Origin of the sequence: Pseudonocardia sp. NPDC049154 (assembly GCF_040648315.1) — a bacterium.
Classification (GTDB): Bacteria; Actinomycetota; Actinomycetes; order Mycobacteriales; family Pseudonocardiaceae; genus Pseudonocardia.
This window is the reverse complement of the sequence record NZ_JBEZDN010000043.1, coordinates 49678-55744: the sequence shown is the minus strand read 5'-3', so window position 1 is coordinate 55744 and position 6067 is coordinate 49678. Positions and strand designations below refer to the sequence as shown.

The following is a 6067-nucleotide window of genomic DNA, read 5'->3' as shown; positions in this document are numbered from 1 at the left end:
CACGACCGCCCGCCCTCCCGGCCGTGCCGGACCGGCCGGCCGCGACCCTCGGCGCCGCGCCGCCCGGCCCCGCCAGCTCGCTCAACCGCAGCCTCGAGCAGCACTTCGTCTACAACGCCTTCAACACCATCGCCGCCCTCATGCGCACCGATCCCGGGCGGGCCCGCGAGCTGCTGCTCGGGTTCGCCGACCTCAGCCGGACCGCGGACCGCGTCGGCACCCCGGAGATCCCGCTGGCCGACGAGCTGGCCGCCGTCCGCGCCTACCTGGCCATCGAGAAGGCCCGGTTCGGCCGGCGCCTGGAGACCGCCGTGACGGTCGACGACGTGCTCACCGCGCAGCTCGCGGACCTCGCCATCGCCCCGCTGCGGGTGCTGGTCCTCGTCCGCGAGACGGTGCAGCAGCGCATCGAACCGCGCCCGGGGGGCGGCGCGGTCACCGTGCACGTCGTGCCCGACGGCGTGGGCGGGGCCGAGGTCGTCGTCGCCGACGCGGGGCACGGGGAGACCCGGCTCCGGGTGCCCGCGCCCGCCGCCTGCCCGGGCTGAACCACCCTCCTGTGTGAACGATGCGTGACAACCTGCGCGGCGCCGTGTGACGTGGCGGCGCCGGTCTGCGGGAGCGATCACGGGGACGCTACGGTGCGCGCATGCTCGGCCTCCCCGACGGCGCCCGCGCCTGCCTGTTCGACCTCGACGGTGTGCTCACCGACACCGCCAGCGTGCACGCGACCTCGTGGAAGACCATGTTCGACGAGTTCCTCGCCCGGCACGAGGGCCCCGGCTACCGGCCCTTCGACGTCGCCGCCGACTACGGCCCGTACGTCGACGGCAAGCCGCGGCTGGAGGGCACCCGCAGCTTCCTCGCCTCCCGCGGGATCACGCTGCCCGAGGGCAGCCCGGACGACCCGCCCGACGCCGAGACGCTCTGGGGGCTGTCCACCCGCAAGAACGACCTGGTGCAGGTCGTGCTCCAGGAGAAGGGCGTCGACGTCTACCCGGCGTCGCGGCCCTACCTCGAGGCCGTCCGCAAGGCGGGCCTGAAGGTGGCGGTGGTGTCGTCGTCGGCCAACGCCGAGCAGGTGCTCGACGTGGCCGGGCTGGCCGAGCTGATCGACCACCGGGTCGACGGCGTCGTCGCGCGGGAGCGCGGGCTGCCGGGCAAGCCGAAGCCGGACACGTTCCTGGCCGCGGCCGAGGATCTGGGCGTGCCGCGCACGGCCGCAGTCGTGTATGAGGACGCGCTGGCGGGCGTCGAGGCGGGCCGGGCCGGCGGGTTCGGCCGGGTCGTGGGCGTCGACCGGCTCGGGCACGCGGACAAGCTGCGCGAGCACGGCGCCGACGTCGTGGTGTCCGACCTCTCCGAGCTGTTGGAGGACCAGTGAAGCCGGACGCCGGCCGCACGTTCGCGGTCGAGCCGTGGGTCGTGCGCGAGCCGACCCTCGACATCGCCGCGATGGGCCAGACGGAGTCGGTCTTCGCGCTGTCCAACGGCCACATCGGGCTGCGCGGCAATCTCGACGAGGGCGACCCGCACCACCTGCCCGGGACCTACCTGAACTCGTTCTACGAGGTCCGGCCGCTGCCGTACGCCGAGGGCGGCTACGGCTACCCGGAGTCCGGGCAGACGATCATCAACGTCACCAACGGCAAGCTCATCCGGCTGCTGGTCGACGACGAGCCGTTCGACCTGCGCTACGGCAAGCTCCGCCGGCACGAGCGGGTGCTCGACCTGCGCGCGGGCACGCTCACCCGCGAGGTCGAGTGGGAGTCCCCGGCCGGGCGCGTGGTGCGGGTGCACAGCACGCGGCTGGTGTCGCTGACCCAGCGCGCGATCGCCGCCATCTGCTACGAGGTCGAGGTGCTCGACGAGCCGGCGCTGCTCGTCGTGCAGTCCGAGCTGGTGGCCAACGAGCAGCTGCCGACCCGCGGCGCGGACGACCCGCGCCTGGAGGCCGCGCTCACCAACGCGCTCGAGTCCGAGATGCACCGCGCCGACGAGGCCGGCGCCACGCTGGTGCACAGCACCCGCAGGTCGGGGCTGCGCGTCGCCGCCGCGATGGACCACGAGGTGCACGGGCCCGAGGGCATCAAGATCACCTCGGACGCGACCGAGGACACCGGCAGCACCACGATCATCGGCCGGGTCAAGCCCGGTGAGACGCTGAAGATCGTCAAGTACCTGTCCTACGGCTGGTCGTCGCAGCGCAGCCTGCCCGCGGTCTACGACCAGGTCCGGGCCGCGCTGGCCGCCGCCCGCTACACCGGCTGGGAGGGACTGCTCCGCGAGCAGGCCGAGTACCTCGACGACTTCTGGGAGACCGCCGACGTCGAGATCGACGGCGACGCGGAGCTCCAGCAGGCCGTCCGGCTGGCCACCTTCCACGTGCTCCAGGCCGGCGCCCGCGCCGAGCGCCGGTGCATCTCGGCGAAGGGCCTCACCGCCGACGGCTACGACGGCCACACCTTCTGGGACACCGAGACCTTCTGCCTGCAGGTGCTGTCCTTCCTGGCCCCCGACGCGGCGGCCGACGCGCTGCGCTGGCGGCAGTCGATCCTGCCCAAGGCCTTCGAGCGCGCCCAGCAGCTCGGCCTCGACGGCGCGGCGTTCCCGTGGCGCACCATCCGCGGCGAGGAGTGCTCGGGGTACTGGCCCGCCGGCACCGCGGCCTTCCACATCAACGCCGACATCGCCGACGCCGTCCGCCGGCACGTCGCCGCGACGGGCGACACCCAGTTCGAGCTGGAGGCGGGCCTGGAGATCCTGGTCGCCACCGCGCGGCTGTGGCGCTCGCTGGGCCACCACGACTCGGCGGGCGAGTTCCGGATCGACGGCGTGACCGGCCCGGACGAGTACTCGGCGATCGTGGACAACAACGTCTACACGAACCTCATGGCGCAGCTGAACCTGCGCTACGCCGCCGAGGTCGCCGCCAAGCACCCGCGCAGCGCCGCCAAGCTGGGCGTGAACTCCGAGGAGATGGCCAGCTGGCGCGACGCGGCGGCCTCGATGCGGATCCCGTTCGACGACGAGCTGCGCGTGCACCCGCAGTCCGAGGGCTTCACCAAGCACAAGATCTGGGACTTCGAGAACACCCCGGCCGACACCTACCCGCTGCTGCTGCACTACCCGTACTTCGACCTGTACCGCAAGCAGGTGATCAAGCAGGCCGACCTGGTGCTGGCGATGCAGCTGCGGCCCGACGCGTTCACGCCGGAGCAGATGCGCCGCAACTTCGCCTACTACGAGGCGATCACCGTGCGGGACTCGTCGCTCTCCGCCTGCACGCAGTCGATGGTCGCCGCGCGCACCGGGCACCTGGACCTGGCCTACGACTACCTGGCCGAGGCCGCGCTCATCGACCTCAACAACCTGGCCGGGAACACCGACCACGGCATGCACATCGCGTCGATGGCCGGCACCTGGGTGGCGATCACCACCGGGCTCGGCGGTATGACGTGCGACGCGACCGGGCTGGCCTTCGCGCCGGTGCTGCCGGCCGCGCTCACCCGGATCTCGTTCGGGCTGCGCTGGCAGGGAAGGCACATCCGGGTCACGATCACCCAGGACGAGGTCGAGTACCGGCTGGTCAGCGGCCCGCCGATGCGGCTGCGCCACCACGGCGAGCCGGTCGCGCTGGCCGAGGACCCGCAGGTCCGGCCGATGCCCTCGCCGCCCACCGTGGACCCGGTGGAGCAGCCGTACGGCCGGGCGCCGCGCCAGCGGCACCACGGGAGCTGACCGCCGCACGGGTTCGATCACCCGAGGTTCGATCACCCGGGGGATTGCGGGAGGGCGGCCGGGGTATCTCCCGCGCGTGACCGCAGCAGCAGTCGATCCCCCCGCCGGGCTCGTCCGCTCCGACCCCTCGACGCCGGGGTTGGGCCGGCGCCGCTCCGGCCGGGGCTGGGTCTTCCTCGGGCCGGACGGCGACCGGATCGACGACCGGGCGGAGGTCGCGCGGATCAAGAGCCTGGTGATCCCGCCTGCCTGGCGGGACGTCTGGATCTCGCCCGACCCCCGGGGCCACATCCAGGCCGTCGGGACGGACGACGCCGGCCGCCGCCAGTACCGCTACCACGACGACTGGCGCCGGGCCCGGGACGAGGAGAAACACGACCGGGTGCTCTCCCTGGGCCGCCGGCTCGCCGACATCCGCGGGGAGATCACCACCCGGCTGGAGGACGGCGGGCTGCACCGCGAGCGGGTGCTCGCCGGAGCCGTCCGGATGCTCGACATCGGGGTGTTCCGTGCCGGGGGCGAGCAGTACGCCCCGAGCTGCGGCGACGACGGGTCCGACCACTGCGGGCACGACGGCGACGACCACGACGACAGCGGCACCTTCGGCCTGGCCACCCTGCGCCGCGAGCACGTCACGCTGCGGCGGGGCCTGATCCACTTCGACTACCCGGCCAAGGGCGGCGTGCCGCGCACGCTCGACCTGCGCGACCCGCTGCTGCACCGGCTGGTCAACGGACTGCTGCGGCGCAAGGGCGGCGGCGAGGACCTGCTGGCCTACCGCACGGGCCGGTCCGACTGGCACGACGTGCGCTCGGAGGACCTCAACACCGCGGTGAAGGAGCTGGCGGGGGACCGGTTCACCTGCAAGGACCTCCGCACCTGGAACGCGACGGTGCTCGCCGCCGTCACCCTTGCGGGGGCGGTGGCGGAGGAGGGCCGGGTCCCGTCGGCGAAGCGGGCGCGGGCCCGCCTGGTGCGCCACGCCATCAGCACGGTGTCCGACCACCTCGGCAACACCCCGACCGTCGCCCGGAACTCCTACGTGGACCCGCGGGTGGTCGAGCGGTTCGAGGAGGGGCGCACGGTGCTGGTGGCGCTGAAGCGGCTGGAGACCCCCGACCTGACCGACGACCGCAGCCGGGCCGCGGTGGAGCGCGCGGTGGTGCGGCTGATCAAGGGCTGAGCAGGGCCGAGCGAGGGCTGGGCGCCTACTCCTCGTTCATCCGCTGCCGCAGCTGGGCGAGGATGCGGGCGAGCAGCCGGGAGACGTGCATCTGCGAGATCCCGATCTGGTCGGCGATCTGCGTCTGCGTCTTGTTGCCGAAGAAGCGCAGCACCAGGATCGTGCGCTCGCGCTGCGGCAGCTCGTCGAGCAGCGGCGCCAGGGTCTGCCGGTACTCGACCTTGTCCAGCTCGGCGTCGGCCTCGCCCAGGGTGTCCGCCAGCGGGGAGTCGGCCCCGGCCACCAGCTCGTCGAGCGAGGGGCCGCGGTAGGCCTGCTGGGCGTCGAGCCCCTCCAGCACCTCCTCGGTGGAGAGGCCGAGCCGGTCGGCGATCTCCGACGGCTTCGGGGCGCGGCCCAGCTCCTGGGACAGCGGCCCGATCGCGCCGTTGATCGAGCTCTGCATCTCCTTGAGCCGGCGGGGTACGCGCATCGCCCAGGTGCGGTCGCGGAAGTGCCTGCGCACCTCGCCGGTGATGGTCGGGATCGCGTAGGAGAGGAAGTCGACGCCGCGGTCCGGCTCGAAGCGGTCCACGGCGTTGATGAGCCCGACGGTGCCGGCCTGCTCCAGGTCGTCGACGGGCTCGCCGCGGTTGGCGAAGCGCCGGGCGATGTGCTGGACCACGGGAAGGTGGCCGGTGACCAGCTCGGCGCGCAGGGCGTCGCGGTCGGGATGGTCGGCGGGGAGCGACACGAACTTCTCGAAGAGCGGGGCGAGGTGCCCGTACTCCGAGTCGGACCCCTGCCCGTTCTGGGCGGGGCCCTGGGCGGGGGCCGGGTCGCGGTCAGCCACGACGCCCCGGGCAAGGGTCTCTGTTGTCCGACGCCACGCAGGGATCTACCCGACCGCCCCGATCCTTCAAACGCCGTCCCCCTGCCGGGGAAATGCCCGCGGAGGTCGCGGGAGATCGCTGGTAGGTTGGAACGCCGCGCCGTCGGGCGACGAAGGACGACGAGGACGTCGGCCGCGCCGCCGGCCGCGCGAGATGCCGACAGATCGAGGGACGACCGGGCCGACCGGCCGATCCGTCACTCCCGCGAAGGACATTCCGCAGGTGCCGACCCCCGAACCCGCCACGGGCGAGACGCCGCTCGAGCACGAGC

Annotated in this window: 5 protein-coding genes; 4 read left to right on the top strand and 1 reads right to left on the bottom strand. The window is 73.5% G+C overall.

The genetic code is table 11. The features are described 5' to 3' along the window. From AB0B41_RS21035 to AB0B41_RS21020, 4 genes are all read left to right on the top strand, one after another. The coding region (locus AB0B41_RS21035) for a histidine kinase (protein ID WP_358205722.1) at positions 1 to 548 on the top strand (548 nt) is incomplete at its 5' end. Between the two features lie 101 nt (positions 549 to 649). Next, positions 650 to 1384: a beta-phosphoglucomutase family hydrolase gene (locus AB0B41_RS21030; RefSeq protein WP_358205719.1), complete on the top strand. Its 735-nt coding sequence runs from the start codon at positions 650 to 652 to the stop codon at positions 1382 to 1384. Then, the gene (locus tag AB0B41_RS21025; RefSeq protein WP_358205717.1) at positions 1381 to 3741 is read left to right on the top strand and encodes a glycosyl hydrolase family 65 protein; all 2361 of its coding nucleotides are present in this window, start codon (positions 1381 to 1383) and stop codon (positions 3739 to 3741) included. Before AB0B41_RS21030 ends, AB0B41_RS21025 begins: the two co-directional genes overlap by 4 nt. A gap of 76 nt (positions 3742 to 3817) precedes the next feature. Further along, positions 3818 to 4924 (top strand): DNA topoisomerase IB, encoded by a 1107-nt coding sequence (locus AB0B41_RS21020; RefSeq protein WP_358205715.1) that lies wholly within the window; start codon positions 3818 to 3820, stop codon positions 4922 to 4924. 25 nt (positions 4925 to 4949) lie between these two features. On the opposite strand, the gene AB0B41_RS21015 is transcribed toward AB0B41_RS21020, so the two are convergent. Further along, positions 4950 to 5756, bottom strand: a complete 807-nt coding sequence (locus AB0B41_RS21015; RefSeq protein ID WP_358205712.1) for an RNA polymerase sigma factor SigF — start codon at positions 5754 to 5756, stop codon at positions 4950 to 4952. Between the last annotated feature and the right edge of the window lie 311 nt (positions 5757 to 6067).